The following is an 18,836-nucleotide window of genomic DNA, read 5'->3' as shown; positions in this document are numbered from 1 at the left end:
GCTCAGCCGCCGATCGAGCCCTCGTCGACGGTCGACACGTCGGTGCGGTGGAAGTTGAGGTGCGAGCGCGACGCGGTCGGGCCGCGCTGCCCCTGGTAGCGCGAGCTGTACTGGCTCGACCCGTACGGGCGCTCGGTGGGGCTGGAGAGCTGGAAGAAGCACAACTGCCCGATCTTCATGCCCGGCCACAGCTTGATCGGCAGGGTCGCCACGTTGCTCAGCTCGAGCGTGACGTGGCCGCTGAAACCGGGGTCGATGAAACCGGCGGTGGAGTGGGTGAGCAGCCCCAGGCGCCCCAGCGAACTCTTGCCCTCCAGTCGGGCCGCGATGTCGTCGGGCAGGCCCACTCGCTCGAAGGTGGAACCCAACACGAACTCACCGGGGTGCAGGATGAACGGCTCGTCGGGCTTCGTCTCGATCAGCCGGGTCAACTCGGGCTGGTCTTCGGCGGGGTCGATGAAGGGATACTTGTGGTTGTCGAAGAGGCGGAAGTAGCGGTCGAGACGCACGTCGATCGACGAGGGCTGCAGCATCGCCGGCTCGTAGGGTTCGAGGCTCACGCGGTGTTCGCGGATCTGGGTACGGATGTCGCGGTCGGAGAGCAGCACGTGGTCAGTGTAACGATCGAAGAGGAGGGATGACATGGTCACTCGGGAGGATCGGGGTCTCGTCGGTGTGATGCTCCCCCGCGACCTGCCGGTGGGGTCGGTCGCCGCATTCGCCCGTCGCGCCGAGGAGCTCGGGTTCGACGAGCTCTGGGTGGTGGAGGATCTCGGCTTCCGCGGAGGCATCGCCCAGGCGGCGACGGTGCTCGCGCTCACCTCGCACATCACCGTCGGCATCGGCATCCTGCCCGCCGGCGCCCGCAACGCGGCGTTCGCCGCGATGGAGCTCGCGACGCTGGAGCAGTTGCACCCGGGCCGGGTCGTGGTGGGGATCGGGCACGGGATGCCCGGATGGATGCGTCAGGCCGGCGCGTGGCCGTCGAGCCCGCTCACCCTCCTCCGCGAGTACACGCGGGCGCTCACCGAGCTGCTCTCAGGTCGGCCGGGCCCGGCCGGCGGCCGGTACGTCGACGTGGGCGGGATCGTGCTCGACGAGCTGCCCAGCGCTCCCCCGCCGCTGCTGCTGGGCGTGCGCGGCCCACGCTCGCTGGCGCTGGCGGGCGAGGTGGCCGACGGCGTGGTGCTGGCCGAGCCCGCGCATCCGTCGTATGTCGCCGAGGCACTCCGGAGCGTGACTGCGGGCTCGGGGGCTCTCGCGCCCGCAGGCACGGCCGCGCCGCGGGTGGTGGCCTACGACGTCGCCTCCGTGTCCTCCGACCGCGAGGCCGCGCTGGCCGCCGCCCGGCCTGCCCTCGCCTGGCTCGGAGAACCCGACTGGGCACCCCACATCGCACCCCTCCCTTTCGCCGCCGAGTTCACGGCGCTCCGCGAGACCGCATCGGATCCCGAGCATTTCGCGACCCTCCTCCCCGACGAGTGGGTGGCGTCGCTGGCCATCGCCGGAACCCCCGCCGACGCCCGCTCCGCGATCGCCGCCCGGCACGCCGCGGGCACCACCACGGTCGTGCTCACCCCGGTCGGCTCCGACCGCCTCAGAGTGCTCGACTCGCTAGCCGGCGCTCTGACCGCCTAGGATGGTTGCACTGCGGATGTAGTTCAATGGCAGAACTTCAGCTTCCCAAGCTGATAGCGCGGGTTCGATTCCCGTCATCCGCTCCACTTCTGAATCTTCCTCGTCATGGCGACGACACGGTCGCTAGGATCGCTGGCATGGTCAGGCGCACTCAGCAGCAACGCCGAGCCGAGGTTCGGGCTCGTGCGGCTGCCGTCGAGGCGCTCGAGCGCGAGAACGGCTCTTACAATCGGCCTCCCCGCTCGGATACGCGCGCCAAGTCGTGGGACACCCCGGTAGACGACTTCAACACCATCCGTATCGTCACGACGATCTGGCGGCACGACGGGGCGCTCGTCGATTTCGTGCTCATACTCCAGACCGCGGGTTGGGGCGGGTCGTGGCGGAACGTGGCCCTCGTCGACTGCTGTGACGGCCACTGCCACCTCCATCCCGACGACAGCCGTCACCGTGAGTTGCGGCAGCATCTGATGCGGCTCGATACGGTCGACGATGTCTCAGCGGCGTACCGTCTCGCCACCGTCACCATGTCCGACAGTGCGCGTAGACTCCGCGACAACAGTGAAAGTGAGAGTTCATGACCGCCTCTACCGAGAAGTTGGATGACTTCCGCCAGGAGATGTTCGCCGCGATCGCACTCGGCGAGCTCGCCGACCGGGAATTGGCCGTCGTCGACGACGAGGGCCGAGCACCCGTCATCGTCGCGATGGACGATGAGCGACTCGCCGTGCTGCTGCGTCGCATCGAGATGGTCGGCGGCTACGCCAACGTGTTCGTGAAGTCGGCGGGCGGCGTGAGGTACCTCGCGGTACTCCGAGCTTCCGGCGCGGTCGACCCCGAGTCGGCGACCGACATGACATCCGATGCTCCTAACCCCGCGACCACGGTCGCGATGTTCCTCGACTACCTGCTGCTCCAGCCGAATGGCGTACGGCTTCCGAACAGTCTCGATCGTCAGACCTCGGAGCCTCCTATGGTGACGCGTCCTGAGGCGCTGGGGCTGGTGGGGGCATGACTTCTCGCACACGGACTCAGTCGGTGGGGCGCGCGATCGGGCGGGTGGCGCTCGGGGCGGGCCTGGTGTTCGCGGGGGTGTCGCATCTCACGTTCGCACGGCAGGACTTCCAGGCGCAGGTGCCCGACTGGGTGCCGCTCGACCGCGATCAGGTGGTGCTCGCCTCCGGGGTGGCCGAGATCGCTCTCGGCACGGCGCTCATCGCCCTGCCCAAGCAGAAGAAGGCCGTCGGCACCGTGGCGGCGCTGTTCTTCACCGCGATCTTCCCGGGCAACGTGTCGCAGTGGGTGAACGAGCGCGACGCGTTCGGGCTCGACGACGACCGCAAGCGCTTCGCCCGCCTGTTCTTCCAGCCGGTGCTCATCGGCTGGGCGCTCTGGTCGACTCGCACCAAGTCCTGAGGCATCTCCCGGGTCACGGCCAGCCCGCTGCCAAGCGGGCTGCCTAGGGTCGTCGACATGCCCGCCCCGCTCCCCCGTGTTCCCGTCTGGGCGTGGCGACTCCTCATGAGCTCCGTGAGCCGGCGCGAGCAGGTGCGTTTCAACCTCGACCCCGTCACCGACGTCGACTACCACCTCGACCTCGACTTCGTGGGCGACGGCCTGCGCGGCCACCGGCTCGACGTGATCGTTCCCCACGAGCGTCCCGCGCATCCGCTGCCCGTGTACGTGTACTTCCACGGCGGCGGCTGGACTTCGGGTGACAAGGCTCCGCTCACCAAGTACTGCGCCACCCAGGCGCGCGCCGGCATGGTGGTGGTGAACGTCAACTACCGCCGCGCCACCCGGTTCACCATGGGGCACATGCTGCACGACGCCAACGACGCGCTCGCCTGGGTACGAGCACACATCGCCGAGTTCGGTGGTGATGCCGATCGTCTCGTGCTCGGCGGTGATTCGGCGGGGGGTCAGCTCTCGGCGCTGCTCTCGGCAGCCGTGCACCATCCCGAGCTGGCCGCTCACTACGAGCTGACTCCCGCCGTGACTCCGGATGCGCTCCGCGGCCTGGTGCAGCACTGCAGCGTGGTCGATTTCTCGGTGCTGTTCGAGAAGGGCTTCATCATGAGCCTCGACTTCGCCCGCATGCTGCTGCCCTCCAGCCACGCCGGGCGCGAGCCGCGTCGCGCCGGCCGGGCCGCCCTGCGCCGCGCGGTCGCCTACCTCTCGCCCATCGAATGGGTCGACCGCGGCTACCCCCCGGTGCTCGTCACCACCTCCGAGCGCGACTACTTCTACCGGGCCAACCTCAACTTCATCGCCCGGCTCCGTGCACACGGTGTGCACGTGGATGCGCTGCTCTACGACCGAGCGAGCCGAAACACCCAGCACACCTGGCAGCAGGATTACCGCCACCCCGAGTCGCAGGAGGTGTACCGCCGACTGCAGCTGTTCGTGAGGGAGGTGTGCGGCGAGGCCGCCACGACCGCGGAGCCCGCCACGGTAGATTGACCGACGTGACCCATCGCGTGCTGCTCGACGTCGACACCGGGGTGGACGACGCCCTCGCCCTCCTCTTCGCGGTGGCGCATCCCGAGATCGAGCTCATCGGCGTCACATGCGTCTCGGGGAATACGACGCTCGAGAACGTCGTGCAGAACACCCTCGCCATCCTCGACGTCGCCGGTGCGCCCGAGACCCCGGTCGCAGCGGGGGCCAGGCGACCCCTCATCGAGCCCGCTCGCTCCTCGCACGTGCACGGCGGCGACGGGATGGGTGACCTGGGCCTTCCTTCTTCGCGGCGGCCCGTCGATCCACGCCACGGGGTCGACCTGGCACGCGACCTCATTCTCGGCTCCGACCAGCCGGTGACCCTGGTGACGGTGGCGCCGCAGACGAACGTCGCCCTGCTGCTCCGGCAGTACCCCGAAGTGGCAGAGGCCCTCGACCGGATCGTGTTCATGGGCGGCGCCGCCGGTGTGGGCAACGCCACGGCGGTCGCCGAGTTCAACGTGTGGCACGACCCCGAAGCCGCCGCCATCACGATCGATTCGGGGGTGCAGACGTTCATGTACGGGCTCGACGTGTTCAACCAGGTCGGAGTGGCGCGGAGCGATGTCGACGCCCTCCTGTCGGGTGAGAGCGCCGCCGCCCGAATCGCCGGCCGCTTGCTCGACTTCCAGGCCGACGGTGCCCACATCGGTGACGCCGGAGCGCTCTGTGCGCTCGTCGACCCGGGCGCCCTGCACGTGGAGCGCCATCCGGTGCGCGTCGAGCTCGCGGGGGCGTCACGCGGACAGACGGTGGTGGACCGCCGGCCGCGCGTGGGCGAAGACGCGGTGCACGGCCTGCACACCGCCCTGCCCCTGGTCGACGTGGCACTCGACATCGACGCGCCCCGCGTCGCCCGGCTGTTCGTCGAGACGGTCACCACCCTGCCATGAGCCTCCCCCGCACGAGCGTGGATGCGGCCGGCCGGCCGAGTGAGCTGCCCCCCGGTGTCCAGGTGATCGAGCAGCCCACGCCGGAGGGCGCCTCGCCGCACGCCACTCTCTGCGTGCTGCTCGTCGACCCCCGGGGCGACGTGCACGTGATCGACCCCGGGTGGGACACACTGGAGAACCGCGCCCGCCTCGAGCGCGCCCTCGAACCGCTCGGCACCGTGAGATCGGTCATCGCCACCCATCTCCACCCCGACCACCTCGGCCTGGTGCCGTGGGTTCGCGATCGCACCGGCGCGCAGCTGCTGATGCACCGCGACGAACTGTCCGCCCTGCACCGTCTCGCGGAGGATGCGCCCCGCGCGGTGGAGCAGGCTGAACAGCGCATCTCCGAGTGGGGTGTGCCCGCCATCGCGGCATCCGAGCTTCTCGCGGTCGCTCGCACGACCGCATCGGCAGAGCCGTCGACGCGCTCGGTGACCGCCTGGGGCGGCGCGGACGATCTCCACCCCGACCTCCTGCTGCAGGACGGCGACCACGTCGGCGACACCGATCCAGCTTTCACGGTGCTCCACACGCCGGGGCACACTCCGGGAAGCATATGCCTCTCCAGCAATGCGGGCGCCCTCCTCATTTCCGGCGACACGGTGCTGCCCGACATCTTCCCCGGTCTCGGACTCGGCGGCCCCGCGACCGACCCCCTCGGCGACTACCTCGACTCCCTCGATCGCCTTCGGGCCATGCCGGAGGATACCCTGGTCGTGCCCGGGCACGGCACGCCTTTCGTCGGCTTGCGTGCCCGCTGCGACGCCCTTGCCGAACACCACCTCCGGCGCTCCCGGGAGGTGGCCGCACTGCTCGACCTCGATCCCTCCGCCGGCGTGTGGCACCTCGCCGAGCGCATGACCTGGACGGCGGGCTGGGAGAACCTGCACGGCTTCTACCTGTTCTCGGCCCTCACCCAGACGGCGATGCACATCTCCCACCTCGGGCGGGTGCCGTCGTGACCGAGTTCATCGACATCCCGTCCCCCGGCTGGCCGCTCGAGTTCGGCGAACCCGGTCGCCCGGGCGTGGTGATCGTCCACGACGGTTTTGGGCGTCTCCCCTACCTCGAGGCGTACGCCACATCGCTTGCCGGCCAGGGATTCTTCGCTCTCGTACCCGACCTCTTCGACGGAAGGGCCACGGTCTCGCCCGTCGCCGCCGTCGAGCTGGAGTCGGCTCTCGACGAGGGCTTCGCGATCGCGACGATCGACGACGCCGTCGGCATGGCCCGGGGTCAGGGCGCCTCGCGGGTCGGGGTGATCGGCCTCGGCATCGGTGGACGCCTGGCGCTCCGACTGGCCCAGAGCGGGGCGGTGGACGCCGTGGTCGCGTACCACGCGCTGCTCGCCGCCGACGAGGCGGGTATCGTGCCCTGTCCCGTGCTGTTGCACCGCGCCGACGAAGATGCCGCGGCGGCTATGGAAGCCGACCTCTTCGTGTCGCGCCTCAAGGAGCACGGCACCCCTGTCACCCAGCACAGCTACGCGGCGGCCCGCCCCGGCTTCGCCAACGCCACCATGCTCGAGCTGCTCGACAAGCACGCCGCCGCGCTCGCCTTCGCCCGCAGCACGTACTTCCTCCAGGCGCAATTGCTCGACTAGCGTGGGGTGCCGTGACCACGACCTTCTCCCCCGACATCGTCTCCGCCATCCTCCGCCACATGAACGGCGACCACACCGACGACAACCTGCTCATCGCCCGCGCCTTCGTGAACCCGGCCGCCGAGTCAGCCACGATGACCGGCCTCGACGGCGACGGGGGAGTGTGGGACGTGACGGTCGACGGCGTCGTGAACCCCGCATCCGTCGCCTGGCCCGCCGGCCCCATCACCGAGCGTGCCGAGGTGCGCCGCGAGATCGTGGCGCTCTACGACGGGGCGTGCGCCGCGCTCGGCGTGGAGCCCAGGCCGCACTCCTAGCGAATTCATCGGTGCGCCACTGCCGTTCTCCGCTAGAGTTAGGCTGACCTAACCTCCCGACGGCATGGAATGAGCAGATGGCTGCAGTGATCCCCTTCTCGCAGGCGCTTCGCGAGCGCACCTGGACAGGCCACAGCGACAGCGAGGGCGCCGGCTTCATGACCGACCTCATGAGCGGCAAGGGTTCCCGAGACGACTACATCGCCCTGGTGGCCCAGCACTTCTTCATCTACGAGGCGCTCGAGGCAGCCGCCGACCGCATGAAGTCCGACCCGGTCGCCGCCGAGTTCATCTCACCCAAGCTCACCCGCCTTCCCGCGATCGAAGAAGACCTGCGCTTTCTCATCGGCCCCGACTGGCGCGACCAGATCCACCCGCTGCCCACCACCGAGCGCTACGTGCGCCGCATCAACGAGGTCGCGGCCACCTGGAACGGCGGGTTCATCGCCCACCACTACACGCGCTACCTCGGCGACCTCTCGGGCGGCCAGATCATCCGCACCCTCATGCAGCGCCAGTTCGGCTTCGAGACCAACGGCGTGGGCTTCTACCTCTTCGGCGACATCGCGAAGCCGAAGGAGTTCAAGGAGACCTACCGCACCCAGCTCGACGCGGTCGACTGGGACGACGCCGAGCGCGAGCGCGTGATCGACGAGGTGCTCGTGGCGTACCGCTTCAACACCGAGCTCTTCCTCGACCTGGCCGACGCGAAGGCCGCCCAGGTCGCCTGAGCCGCGCGACTCACGCCGGTCGCGCCACCAGCACCGTGCTGCGTGACCGCGCCCTGGTCGCCGCCACCAGCGTGAGCACCAGCCCGATCGCCGCGAACACGAGCAGCACCACCGAGGACTGCACCGCCACCGCGAGCGACCCGCCGCTGATCAGCGCCTGCATTCCCGTGACGGCATGCGAGAGTGGCAGCACGTCGGCCAGACCGGTGTAGAACGGTGCGCTCAGCCCGCTCGGCAGGATGACGGCCGCCGCCGCGACCTGCACCACCACGAAGGCGAGCGACACGAGCCGTCCCGCGAGGCCGAACAGCGCCACGAGACCCTGGTGCAGCATCACGAAACTGATCGCCATCACGAAGGCGAACAGGATGCTCCCCACCGCGTGGGCGGGATGCGCACCCACCACGAACAGCGCCACCGCGATCACCGCCGCCTGCACCAGGGCGAGCACCGCCGCCGGCACGAGCGACGAGACCACCACGCGGAACGTCGACGCGGTCGAGGCCAGCTCGCGGCGCCCGAACGGCACCAGGAGCAGGTAGATCGCGAAGGCGCCGATCCACAGCGCGAGCGGTACCGCGACCGCGGCGATCGCGCCCGCGGTGGTAGGGGGCGCACCCAGGTCGCTCTGATCGGTGACGACGGGCTCGGTGACGACCGTCGAGATGGAGTCCTGCTGCGCTTCGGTGTAGCTCGGGATGGCCGCGACCGCCTCGTCGAGCCCGGAGGCGAGGGCGCCCATGTTCGTGGCGAGTTCGGTCGAGCCACCCGCGAGACCGGTGGCGGCGGTCGAGAGCTCACCGAGACCCGATGCGAGTCCGCTGGTGCCCGTGGCGAGCTGCTCGGTGCCACCGGCGACGTCGCTGAGCGTGGTGGTGAGCAGGGGCAGGTCGGTCGCGAATTGGGTGGCCCCCGAGCTCACCTCGGCCGAGAAGCCCTGCAGGGCGGTGACGCCGAGGGCGTCGAGGCCGAGGCCGGCCGTGACGGCGAAGGAGGCGTCGCGGATGCTCGCGGCCTGGCTCTGCAGCCCGGCGAGCTGGGCCTGGATCTCGGCGGGGGAGAGGTCGGGCACCTGCGCGCTCAGAGCCGCGATGTCGCTCTCGAGCTGGTGCTGCCGGGCGTCGATCGCGGCGCTGGCCGCGGTCTCCTCGGCCAGCCGTGCGGTGAGCACGCCGATGCCCGTGGTCACGCCGTCGGACCCGGCCGCGATGAGGTCGGCGTATCCGGGGAGATCGGCCGTGCCGTCGGCGATGGCGCGCATCCCGACCGCGAGCTCCTGCGTCGCCCCGTTGAGTTCGGCGGCACCCCCGGCGGCGGTGGCCAGCCCCGAGGCGAGCTCGCCGGTGTAGCCCGCGAGCTCTGACGCACCCGCGGCGAGCTGCCCGGCTCCCGTGGCCGCTTCGCCGAGCTGGCTGTTGAGGGTGGTGAAGCCCGCGAGCAAGCCCGTCACGAACTGTTTCGTCGCCTGATCGGAGAGAGCCTCTTGCAGGTTGGTGGAGAGCGCCGAGGCGAGCAGACCGGTGACGTAGCTGCCGGCACCGTTCGTCTCGACCTGCAGTTGCGCCTGCACCGGCGAGTCGCCCCCGAGGGAGGCGTAGGACGCCGAGAAGTCCTCCGGGATGGTCACCACCGCGGCGAACTCGCCCGAGGCGAGGCCGCTCGAGGCGGTGTCGGCGTCGGTGACGGTCCACGTGAAGCCCTCACCCGAGTCGCCCGAGGTCAGCTCGCTCACGAGGAGCTTGCCGGCCAGCACCGGCGTTCCGGTGCCCGAGCCGTCGGAGGCGGCGGGCGTGACGGTGCCGTCGTCGCCCACGTACACCAGCTGGTCGCCGTTCACGACGGCGGCGGGCAGCTCGGGAGAGGTGACCGGCGTGGTCGACGCGGAGTCCGAGGGGCCGGTGGAGCCGGCCGCCGCCGCATCCGTGCCGCGCACCGCCGTGACGGCGACACCGGCGACGACGAGCGGGGTGAGCACGGCGAGCACGATGGCCACGCGACGCGCGGTGGGGGAGAGCACCCCGCCGTCTCCGCGGCTCACGAGGGAACGGAGGCTGGTCATGCGGTCACTTCCTCTCGCGGTGCGGACGGGGACTGGTCGGGGGCGTCGGGATCGTCGGCCTCGGGGACGTCATCGGGCCCGTCGGGAGCGGAGCCACCCGGCGGCAGCGGGGGAGGGGGAGCGATCGCCTCCAGTGCGACAACCTCGACGGTGCGCGCCCCGGCGCTCAGCGTCGCGGCGCCGTGGTGCGCCACCACGAGCGTCGCTCCGGCCGGCAGCGAAGGCTCCACCGCGTCGAGCACGTGCTGTACCTGGGTCGTCGAGAGCGCGGTGGCGTCGATCGCCACGAGTCGCAGGCGCGTGCGGCCGGCGGAGCGCGACCTGCCGGCCACCTCGCCCGCCGCGGCCACGGCGACCGCCACCTGGCGCATCCACTCGCCTGCCAGGTCGTCGCCCCAGAGCTCACCGAGCTCGGCACCGAGCTCCCGTTCGAGCCACTCGAGCACTCCGGCCGCACCCACCGGTAGGCGGCGCAGCGGGATGCGGTCGGCGAGCAGGTCGCCCTCGACCGGTCGTGCCACGAACACGCTGTGGCGTCGCAGGGCGGCCGCGTGCACCGGCTGCGGCTGGTCGAGCACGCGGAGATGCCCCCGCAGAAGTCGCTGGCGGCCCGCGATCGCGGCCGCCACGGCCTCGGGATGCGTACCGGGGCCTCCGGAGACGAGCACCAGCGAACCGGAGGCGGCGCGCACCGAGAACGGTGCCACGAGCCCTCCCTCGGCGGCCGACTCCACGACGGCGAGCTCGGCGGCGACCGCGTACGGTGCCGGTGCATCCGCACCCGCGTCACCCCCGTCGCCCGCAGGGAGCGGACGCCAAGCGACGGCGTCGAGCATCTCGCGCACTCCCTCGCCCTCGAGATCGACGTCGGGCAGCACGCGCCCGAGGCGGCGGGGGAGTGCCCACCCGATGCGGCCGAGCAGGATCATGAGCGCCGGGATGAACGTCATGCGCACCAAGAACGCGTCGATGAACACGCCAGCGGCCAGGCCCAGCGCGATCGGCTGCAGCACCGCGTTGCCGCCCGGCACGAACGAGGCGAACACCGAGAACATGATGCAGGCCGCCGCGGTCACCACGCGCGCGGCACCGATGAAGCCGTGCCGCACTGCCTGATGCGGGTCGCCGGTCTTCACGAACTCCTCGCGCATCCGTGACACCAGGAAGACCTGGTAGTCCATGGCCAGTCCGAAGAGCACGGCCATGAGCAGGATCGGGAAGAAGCTGATCACCGGGCCGACCTTGGCCACGCCGAGGAGGTCGGAGAGCCATCCCCACTCGAAGACGGCGGTGACGATGCCGAAGGAGGCGGCCACCGAGAGCAGGTAGCCCACGGTCGCCGAGATCGGGATGGCGAGTGAGCGGAACACGATCGTGAGCAGGATGACGCAGAGCCCCACCACCACGAGCGCGAACGGCAGCAGGGCATCCGCCAGGCGTGCCGACACGTCGATGCCGAGTGCCGTCTGCCCGGTGACCTGGTAGCCGAAGTCGTTCTTCTCGGCGAAGGCGGCCTCGTGCGCCCGGATGGTGTGCACGAGCTGCTCGGTCTGCACGCTGTCGGGGGCGCTGTCGGGGATGATCGAGACGATGAGCATGTCGAGCGTCGCGTTCGGGATGGCCTCGCTCACCGAGTCGACGTCGTCGAGCCCCTCGAACTCGCTCTGGAGTGCGGTTCGGGCGGCCTCGAGGTCGAGGATGTTCGAGATGTCGGCGGTCACCAGCAGCGGACCGTTGAACCCGGGCCCGAAGCCCTCGGTGAGCAGATCGTAGCCGTCGCGCGACTCGGTGCCCGGCGGGTTGTAGCCGGCGTCGGGGAGGGTGAGGCGCATAGAGGTGGCCGGGAGGGCCACGACCACGAGGCCGATCACCACGACGGCGACCGTGATGACGGGTTTCGCGGTGACCAGGGCGACCCAGCGTGCCCCCAGGGTTCGGTGCGATCCGGCGGCGTCGGGGGCGGAGGAGGCGAGCTCGCGGCGGGCTGCCCGCGAGGTGGGCTTCGGGATGAGCTTGCGGCCGAGCAGACCGAGGATCGCCGGGAGCAGCGTGAGCGCCACGACCACCGCGATGACCACCGAGACGGCGGCGCCCACGCCCATCACCGTGAGGAACGGGATCTGCACCACGGAGAGCCCGAGCAGGGCGATGATGACGGTGAGGCCGGCGAACACGACGGCGCTGCCCGCGGTGGAGACCGCGATGGCGGCGGACTCCTTCGGGTCCATGCCGTGGATGAGCTGCGTGCGGTGTCGCGAGACGATGAACAGCGCATAGTCGATGCCGACCGCGAGCCCGAGCATCGTGGCGAGCAGCGGTGCCGTCGACGAGATGCTGGCGAAGCCCGACGCGATGGTGATGAGGGTGGAGGTGACGCCCACGCCGACGAGGGCTGTGATGAGCGGCATGCCGGCGGCCAGCAGCGAGCCGAAGGTGATGAAGAGCACCACGAAGGCCACCACGAGGCCGATCGCCTCGGTGTAGTCGACGCCCGCCTCGGGCGGGTCGGTCACCCCCGAGAAGCCCACCTCGAGGCCGCCGGTGGCCGCCTTCTCGCCGGCGGCGAGCAGTGCCTCGTTGTCGGCGGCGGTGAGGGATGCGGTGGCCACGTCGTACTGCACGGTGGCGAAGGCCATGGTGCCGGCGGAGTTGACCTGCCCGCTCGCACCCGAGTCGAAGGGGCCCGTGACGCCGGAGACGTGAGGCGCAGCGGCCAGCTCGGTGACGTTCGCGTCGATCTGGTCCTGGAAGTCGGTCACCTGCCCGCCCTCCGGGGCGACGTAGATGACCCGGGCAGAACCGCCGGCCGCCTGCGGGAAGCGCTGATCGAGCATGTCGATCGCCTGCTGCGACTCGGTTCCGGGGATGGCGAACGAGGCGGTGAGCGTGCCGCCGAGCGCCTGCGCACCCCCGATCGCGAGGCCGAGCAGCACCACCCAGCCGACGATGACGGCGATGCTCCTCCGAGCCGCGAACCGCCCGATCCTGTACAGCAGCGTGGCCATGTTCCCCTTCCCTCCAGAAGGCTATCGCCACGCGCCCATCCGCCCCGACGCCCCCTCCACCCCCGTCCGGGGGCCGGTGCGCCCGACCGCGAGAGCCCTCAGCGGCGCAGCGCGCGCCGCATGAAGGCGAGCACCGACTGGTCGACGATGATGTCGCTCGGCCGCAGTGGCCGCGTGAGGTACAGCCCCTCCAGCGAGGTGAGCCGCGACAGCGCCACATATGTCTGCCCGGGGCTGAACACCCGCGACCCGAGGTCGACCACGGCCTGGTCGTAGGTCTGCCCCTGCGACTTGTGGATGGTGACGGCCCAGGCCAGCCGCAGTGGGAACTGGGTGAACTCGCCGATCACCTCCTTGGTGAGCTGCTTAGACTCGGGGGAGTAGGAGTACCGGTGCTTCTCCCAGGCCACGGGGTCGACCTCGTGCACCTCGCCGTCGACGTCGACCCACACCGTGGAGTCGATCTTCGTCACCGTGCCGACGGTCCCGTTCACCCAGCGCCCCTCGCTGTCGTTGCGCAGGAACATCACCTGCGCCCCGTTCTTCAGCTCGAGGCTCACGTCGGCGGGGTAGGCGCGGCCGGCGAAGTCGCCGCTGATCTCGGCCTTGGCCGTCAGCACCCGGCCGGGCAGGCGGGCGAGGGCAGCCTGGTTGATGCGGTTGACGGAGTCGTTGCGCGTGGCGAGCGTGATGGCCCCTTCGGTGGGCGCGGGCCGCGCCCCCGCGGTATTGAGCGCATCCGCGATCTCCTTGGTGACCATGCCGAAGCGCACCGCGTTGAGCATGAACTTGAAGTCGTCGTCGTGCTGGCGGTGGATCTCGGTGAGCTCCACGATCTCGAGCTGGGTCTCCTCCCACACCTTCGCGTCGAAGAACCACATCGACCGGTAGTGGTCTCTGAAGTAGGCGCGCTCGTCGCCGTCGCCGGGCACCGGGGCGAGCTGGTACGGGTCGCCGAACAGCACCACCTGCACCCCGCCGAAGGCCTCGAGCGGCCGCTGCCTGGCCTGCCGCAGCGAGCGGTCGATCGCGTCCATGAGGTCGGCGTTCACCATCGACACCTCGTCGATCACGAGCGTGTCGATGGTGTTGAGGAGCTTGCGCACCTCGGCGTTCTGCTCGATGTCGTGGTCGGCGATCACCCCGATCGGCAGGCGGAACAGCGAGTGGATGGTCTGGCCGCCCACGTTGAGCGCCGCCACCCCGGTGGGGGCCGAGATCACGAGCTGCTTCTCGGTGTTCCATGACAGGTGGTTGAGCAGCGTCGACTTGCCCGTGCCGGCGCGGCCGGTGACGAACACGTGCTTGCGGGTGCCCTCCACGAGGTCGAACACGCGCTGCTGCTCGGCCGAGAGGGTGGGCCGCTCTTCGGCCGGCGAGGTGCGCATGGTGCCCTAATCTACCCGCGCTCCCGGGGCCCGGCGGCAGCCCACCCGTAAACTGTGGAGATGACTCACGCGGTGGAGCCGGGGGAGGACCCGCGCACGAGCCTCCAGCGCTCCGTCGTGATCTACAGCGGCCTGCTGCTGCTCATCGTGGCCGCGGGCTTCTCGGCCGTGGGCATCCTCAACCGCGAGCTGTACAGCGCGCCGGCCTTCGTGCGCATCTACCTCGAGGCCCTCGCCCGGCACGACGTGGCCGCCGCTCTCGCGACCCCGGGGGTCGACCGCATCGGCGACGACCAGCCGGGCACCGGCTCGGCCGCGCTGCTGACCCCGGATGCGCTGGGCGACCTCGACGACGTCGCCCTGGTGAGCGACGTGGAGATCACCCCCGGCCGCCACCGCATGGTCTTCTCGTACACCCTCACCGGCGACGACGACCACGTCATCCCCTCCCAGACCGAGTTCGACGTGACGCGCACGGGCACCAGCTGGCTGTTCTTCCCCACCTGGGAGTTCGCGCGCTCGCCGATCGCGTCGGCGACCGTGACGGTGTCGCACGCCGACGACTTCACGGCCGGCTCCACGCAGGTAGCGGTGGCGGATGCGCAGGACGAGTTCCACGCGACCGGCTCCTACGAGGTGCTCGTGCCGAGCGTCACCATGCTCTCGCACCGCTCCACCTACCTCGGCGCGCATCCGGTGGCCCTCGTCGCCACGAAGCCGCTCGGGGCGGTGAGCGCCATCGTCGACGTGCAGCCCACGACGGGGTTCCTCACCGCCGTGCAAGACGCCGTCGACGCCTTCCTCGACGACTGCGCCGCCGAGACGCTGCTCTACCCGCCCGGCTGCCCGTTCGGTCTCGACGTGAACGACCGCATCGCCTCCGAGCCGGTGTGGTCGATCGAGAGCTACCCGCAGCTCACGATCCTTGCCGGGCAGGACACCTGGGTGGTGCCGTCGTCGGCGGCGAGCGCCCGGGTGCGCGTCGACATCCGCTCGCTCTTCGACGGCACGGTGAGCACCCGCGACGAGTCGGTGCCGTTCGACGTCACGTTCACGGTGACGATCGAGCCCGACGACTCGATCGCGTTCTCACCCCGGCTGTGAGCTGGCCGCCCGCGCCGCACCCGCCCGCACCACGATGCGGTGCACGAAGGCGAGCTTGCGCGCCACCGGGGCCACGATGCCGAAGGGGTAGAGGTCTTTCAGCCCCATCGAGCGGTTCACCCGGTTGAACATGAGCGACAGCCAGGTCCAGTCGGAGAGCACCTCGTCGAACGTGGCGTCACGGTAGGAGGCCCGGGGCAGCACGTCGCCGTGGTCGAAGCCGGCGATGCGCTCGGCCTGCAGCAGCACGCCCGAGTTCGCGGCCGTGGAGAGGGTGCCGGTGATGTGGAGGTAGTGCGCGAAGGTCTCGGCGAAGTCCTCCCACGGGTGCATGGTGGCGTAGTCGGAGATGTACTCGTCGATCCAGCCCGCGGGGGCTCCGACGTCGTAGTGGCGCTTCAGCGCATCCTGGTAGCTCGCCCGCTCGTCGCCGAACAGTGCCCGGCACTCCGCCCAGAGCTCGTCGGTGTCGAGCAGGATGCTCTGGTAGTAGTGACCGATCTCGTGACGGAAGTGCCCGAGCACGGTGCGGTAGGGCTCGCCGAGGCGCACCCGCAGCCGCTCGCGGTAGGCGTCGAGCGACTCGGCGAGGTCGATCGTGATGACGCCGTTCGCGTGGCCGATGATGACCCGTTCACCGTTCGACAGGCTCGAGACGAGGTCGAACGCGAGTCCGCCCTCCTGCTCGTAGTAGGGCGTGATGGGCAGCCCGAGGTCGATCAGCTGCATGAGCAGGCGCCGTTTGTCGGCCGCGACAACCGCGAGCTTCTCGAGCGACAGGGTGTCGTCGTTGTCCGGCCGCCGGCGGGTGAGTCGGCAGCTGAGGCACTGGGCGCTCGCCTCGCCGTCGGGGGCCAGCCAGTTGCAGCGCCACGCCCGGTTCGAGCAGGGCCGCCACAGGCGCGGTTCGCCGCCGCGCGGGTCGGTGAGCAGCACGCCCTCCGGGCGAGCCTCGGCGAACTCGCCCGAGGCTCGGTGGAAGCCGAGCTCGGTGCTGCAGGCGGGGCACTCGAGCGACTCGAAGAACACCACCGACCCGCAGGCCGGGCAGTGAGGGGTCACCATCATCGTGCGTCTCCCTCGTCGCGGTCGCGCTCAGCCAGCTTGCCGAGCATAGCGTTGTAGGCGCCCAGTTCCGCCTCGTGCGTGCGATCGGCGTTGCGATCCCGCCGCTTCGTCTCCTTCTTGTCGCTGCGGCTCCACTGCACCGCCACGACGAGGGCCAGGATGAACGTGGGTATCTCGCCGATGCTCCAGGCGATCCCGCCGCCGTTGCGCTGGTCGTCGATCGCGCTCGGGCCCCAGTCGCGGCCCGTGGCGCCGAACCAGTCGGCGAGCAGCAGTCCATCGCCCTCCATGAGGGCGAGGCCGAAGAAGGCGTGGAAGGCCATGGTGGCCAGCAGCAGCAGCAGTCGGAACGGGTACGGCAGCTTGTAGGGCACCGGGTCGATGCCGATGAGCGCCTGCACGAAGAGATAGCCCACGATGAGGAAGTGCACGATCATCCACTCGTGCCCGAGGTGGTCGACCGTGGCCCAGCGGAACAGCGGCGTGTAGTAGAACGCCACCAGGCTGGTGGCGAACAGCACTCCGGCCACGACGGGGTTGGCGATCACCGTCGCCACCCGGGAGTGCACGGCGAGCAGGATCCACTCGCGCATGCCGCGGCTGCCGTCGTCGCGCTTGCGGATGGCGCGGAGCGCGAGCGTGACCGGGCCGGCGGGTACGAGCAGGAGCGGCACCATCATGCTGAGGGTCATGTGGCCGAACATGTGCGCGCTGAACAGGATGTCCTGGTAGACGTTGAGCGGCCCGTTCGTCACGAAGAACAGCAGCAGCATGCCCGCCACCCAGAGCACGGGGCGGTACCACGGCCACCGGTCGCCGCGGCGGCGCAGGCGGATGACCCCGGCCAGGTAGAAGACGATGCCGAAGCCGCAGACGAGAACCCAGATGAGGTCGACGTTCCACTGCCCGAGCAGCTGCGGGAACACGGGCTCGGGCGGGAGCGGCTCTCCGGTGAGGATCTGCGCGGCCGTCTGCTCGGGCGGCACCGTCTCGGGCACCGGGGTGGCGGTACGGGCGAGGGCCGCGGCGAACCCCGTGGCGATGCCCATGAAGCCGAGCTCGGCCACGACCAGCCACCAGAAGTGCCGGCGCCTGCCCGAGGTGGCGAGCCGCGCGATGACGAAGCGGCGGTGGATCGCCCCGATGACCCCGAGCGCGAGCAGTGCCCCCACCTTCACGAGCACGAGCACGCCGTACGGGGTGAGCAACCGGTCGAGGGTTCCGACGCGCAGCTCGGCGCTCACATAGCCCGACGCCGCCACCACCACGAAGCACACCAGCGCTACGCTCGAGTAGCGCGACACCACCTCGACCAGGGCTCCGGTCTCGATCTGCCGGCTGAGCAGCGCGATCACCACGAGACCGCCGAGCCAGGCGGCGGCGAAGATGATGTGCAGACCCAGGGCCGTGATGGCCGCGTCGTGCCCGTTCACGCCCGCGGCGTGGCCCTGCTGCGCCATCGGCCACAGGCTCGCCACCGCGAACAGGCCCACGAAGAACAGCGCCGTCTGGTTGCGCACCGCGAAGCAGAGCACGGTCACCGCGGCACCCATGAGCGTGGTCTGCAGCCACGCCTGGCCGAGGGCGATCTGGGTGAGGAACTGGCCGAGCCCCTGGCCGAAGGCGTCGTCGAGGCTGAATGCCCGGGCGGTGACGCTGAGGTAGGAGAAGAACCCGGTGAGTGCGGCGGCTACCGTGAACACGGCGGCGGATGCGGCGGCCACGTCGAGTGAGCGGGCGTAGGCCTTCGAGCCGGCCGGGAACACGAACAGGGTGAGCCCGATGGCGCCGATCATGCCCGAGGCGCCGAGGTTGACCAGCATGGTCGAGGCCGGGAGCCCGTAGCGCACCACGGCGCCGGGGTCTTCGAGGAGCTGCGGTGCCGCTCCGCCGCCGATGGCCAATGCCACCAGGAGTGCGAGGAACGAGACCGCGACGAGGGCGGCCGGTCCGGCGATCCGCACGACTCTTGGCACCGGACTACTTTACGCGGCCCGGATGTGCGCCGAGCACGGCCAGGGGCCCGGCTGCCCACCCGGCAGCTGTGAGCATCCCGGGAATGCGAAAGGGCGCCGACCGGAGTCGACGCCCTTTCGGGTGGTGCGGTGTCGCCTTACTTGGCGGCGGCCTTCAGCTTCGAGCCGGCCGAGATCTTCACGGAGTGGCCCGCAGGGATCTCGATGGTCTCACCGGTCTGCGGGTTGCGGCCGGTGCGAGCGGCGCGCGAGGTGCGCTCGACGGCGAGCCAACCCGGAATGGTGACCTTGGTGCCGCTGGCGACGGAGTCGGCCAGGGTGGAGAAGAGAGCGTCGAGCACCTCGTTGACGGAAGCCTGCGTCTGGCCGGAAGCGGCAGCGACGGCGGCGACGAGCTCGGTCTTGTTGAGTGACTTGTCAGCCATTTTAAGGTGTCCTCCTCGGACCTCTTCGCTACCGGGGTAGCAGTGTGTTCTGGAACGGTCCGGCCACCAGGGCCAGTGTCGTTGG

Annotated in this window: 18 protein-coding genes and 1 tRNA gene; 12 read left to right on the top strand and 7 right to left on the bottom strand. The window is 70.5% G+C overall.

Translation table 11 applies throughout. The features are described 5' to 3' along the window. Window positions 1–2: 2 nt before the first annotated feature. Entirely contained in the window at window positions 3–608 is a 606-nt protein-coding gene (dcd, locus tag N1031_RS04240) for a dCTP deaminase (RefSeq protein WP_259478340.1), read from the bottom strand. Window positions 609–642: 34 nt separating this feature from the next. Here dcd and N1031_RS04235 point away from each other — a divergent pair, with 34 nt between their 5' ends. The 11 genes from N1031_RS04235 (at window position 643) to N1031_RS04185 (ending at window position 7,726) form a co-directional block, all read left to right on the top strand. Then, the gene (locus N1031_RS04235; RefSeq protein WP_259478339.1) at window positions 643–1,638 is read left to right on the top strand and encodes an LLM class flavin-dependent oxidoreductase; all 996 of its coding nucleotides are present in this window, start codon (window positions 643–645) and stop codon (window positions 1,636–1,638) included. Window positions 1,639–1,650: 12 nt separating this feature from the next. After that, window positions 1,651–1,724 (top strand) — tRNA-Gly (locus tag N1031_RS04230). 51 nt (window positions 1,725–1,775) lie between these two features. Further along, window positions 1,776–2,219: a hypothetical protein gene (locus N1031_RS04225; RefSeq protein ID WP_259478338.1), complete on the top strand. Its 444-nt coding sequence runs from the start codon at window positions 1,776–1,778 to the stop codon at window positions 2,217–2,219. Further along, on the top strand, window positions 2,216–2,653 hold the full coding sequence (locus tag N1031_RS04220; RefSeq protein WP_259478337.1) for a hypothetical protein: 438 nt from the start codon (window positions 2,216–2,218) through the stop codon (window positions 2,651–2,653). Before N1031_RS04225 ends, N1031_RS04220 begins: the two co-directional genes overlap by 4 nt. Next, window positions 2,650–3,054, top strand: coding sequence for a DoxX family protein (locus tag N1031_RS04215; protein WP_259478336.1), 405 nt, complete (start codon window positions 2,650–2,652; stop codon window positions 3,052–3,054). Before N1031_RS04220 ends, N1031_RS04215 begins: the two co-directional genes overlap by 4 nt. Before the next feature lie 57 nt (window positions 3,055–3,111). Continuing rightward, the gene (locus tag N1031_RS04210; protein ID WP_259478335.1) at window positions 3,112–4,101 is read left to right on the top strand and encodes an alpha/beta hydrolase; all 990 of its coding nucleotides are present in this window, start codon (window positions 3,112–3,114) and stop codon (window positions 4,099–4,101) included. Between the two features lie 5 nt (window positions 4,102–4,106). Next, window positions 4,107–5,033, top strand: a complete 927-nt coding sequence (locus tag N1031_RS04205) for a nucleoside hydrolase (protein WP_259478334.1) — start codon at window positions 4,107–4,109, stop codon at window positions 5,031–5,033. Beyond that, a complete protein-coding gene (locus tag N1031_RS04200) occupies window positions 5,030–6,037 on the top strand; it encodes an MBL fold metallo-hydrolase (RefSeq protein WP_259478333.1) in 1,008 nt (335 codons plus the stop codon). The genes N1031_RS04205 and N1031_RS04200 overlap by 4 nt, the downstream gene beginning before the upstream one ends. Further along, window positions 6,034–6,678: a dienelactone hydrolase family protein gene (locus N1031_RS04195; protein ID WP_259478332.1), complete on the top strand. Its 645-nt coding sequence runs from the start codon at window positions 6,034–6,036 to the stop codon at window positions 6,676–6,678. The genes N1031_RS04200 and N1031_RS04195 overlap by 4 nt, the downstream gene beginning before the upstream one ends. 11 nt (window positions 6,679–6,689) lie before the next feature. Then, complete coding sequence (locus N1031_RS04190; protein WP_259478331.1) at window positions 6,690–6,995, top strand: DUF2470 domain-containing protein; 306 nt, start codon at window positions 6,690–6,692, stop codon at window positions 6,993–6,995. Between the two features lie 77 nt (window positions 6,996–7,072). Continuing rightward, window positions 7,073–7,726, top strand: a complete 654-nt coding sequence (locus N1031_RS04185; protein ID WP_259478330.1) for a biliverdin-producing heme oxygenase — start codon at window positions 7,073–7,075, stop codon at window positions 7,724–7,726. A 10-nt stretch (window positions 7,727–7,736) separates the two neighbouring features. Here the strand turns inward: N1031_RS04185 and N1031_RS04180 are convergent, their stop codons facing one another. From N1031_RS04180 to N1031_RS04170, 3 genes are all read right to left on the bottom strand, one after another. Further along, entirely contained in the window at window positions 7,737–9,785 is a 2,049-nt protein-coding gene (locus N1031_RS04180) for a YhgE/Pip family protein (RefSeq protein WP_259478329.1), read from the bottom strand. Then, complete coding sequence (locus N1031_RS04175; protein WP_259478328.1) at window positions 9,782–12,790, bottom strand: MMPL family transporter; 3,009 nt, start codon at window positions 12,788–12,790, stop codon at window positions 9,782–9,784. Before N1031_RS04175 ends, N1031_RS04180 begins: the two co-directional genes overlap by 4 nt. Before the next feature lie 98 nt (window positions 12,791–12,888). Further along, window positions 12,889–14,178, bottom strand: a complete 1,290-nt coding sequence (locus N1031_RS04170; protein ID WP_259478327.1) for an ATP-dependent DNA helicase — start codon at window positions 14,176–14,178, stop codon at window positions 12,889–12,891. A 60-nt stretch (window positions 14,179–14,238) separates the two neighbouring features. On the opposite strand from N1031_RS04170, the gene N1031_RS04165 reads away from it, so the two are divergent. Continuing rightward, the gene (locus tag N1031_RS04165) at window positions 14,239–15,282 is read left to right on the top strand and encodes a hypothetical protein (protein WP_259478326.1); all 1,044 of its coding nucleotides are present in this window, start codon (window positions 14,239–14,241) and stop codon (window positions 15,280–15,282) included. Here the strand turns inward: N1031_RS04165 and N1031_RS04160 are convergent. The 3 genes from N1031_RS04160 to N1031_RS04150 all read right to left on the bottom strand — a co-directional run bounded on the left by N1031_RS04160 (window position 15,268) and on the right by N1031_RS04150 (window position 18,751). Beyond that, window positions 15,268–16,350 (bottom strand): zinc-binding metallopeptidase family protein, encoded by a 1,083-nt coding sequence (locus N1031_RS04160; protein WP_259478325.1) that lies wholly within the window; start codon window positions 16,348–16,350, stop codon window positions 15,268–15,270. The genes N1031_RS04165 and N1031_RS04160 overlap by 15 nt on opposite strands. Continuing rightward, window positions 16,347–18,326, bottom strand: coding sequence for a bifunctional copper resistance protein CopD/cytochrome c oxidase assembly protein (locus tag N1031_RS04155; protein WP_259478324.1), 1,980 nt, complete (start codon window positions 18,324–18,326; stop codon window positions 16,347–16,349). Before N1031_RS04155 ends, N1031_RS04160 begins: the two co-directional genes overlap by 4 nt. A gap of 137 nt (window positions 18,327–18,463) precedes the next feature. Then, window positions 18,464–18,751 (bottom strand): HU family DNA-binding protein, encoded by a 288-nt coding sequence (locus N1031_RS04150; RefSeq protein ID WP_259478323.1) that lies wholly within the window; start codon window positions 18,749–18,751, stop codon window positions 18,464–18,466. Window positions 18,752–18,836 lie beyond the last annotated feature (85 nt).

This window comes from Herbiconiux moechotypicola (assembly GCF_024979255.1).
In the GTDB taxonomy this organism is placed as follows: Bacteria; Actinomycetota; Actinomycetes; order Actinomycetales; family Microbacteriaceae; genus Herbiconiux; species Herbiconiux moechotypicola.
This window is presented reverse-complemented; position numbering and strand designations above follow the sequence as displayed.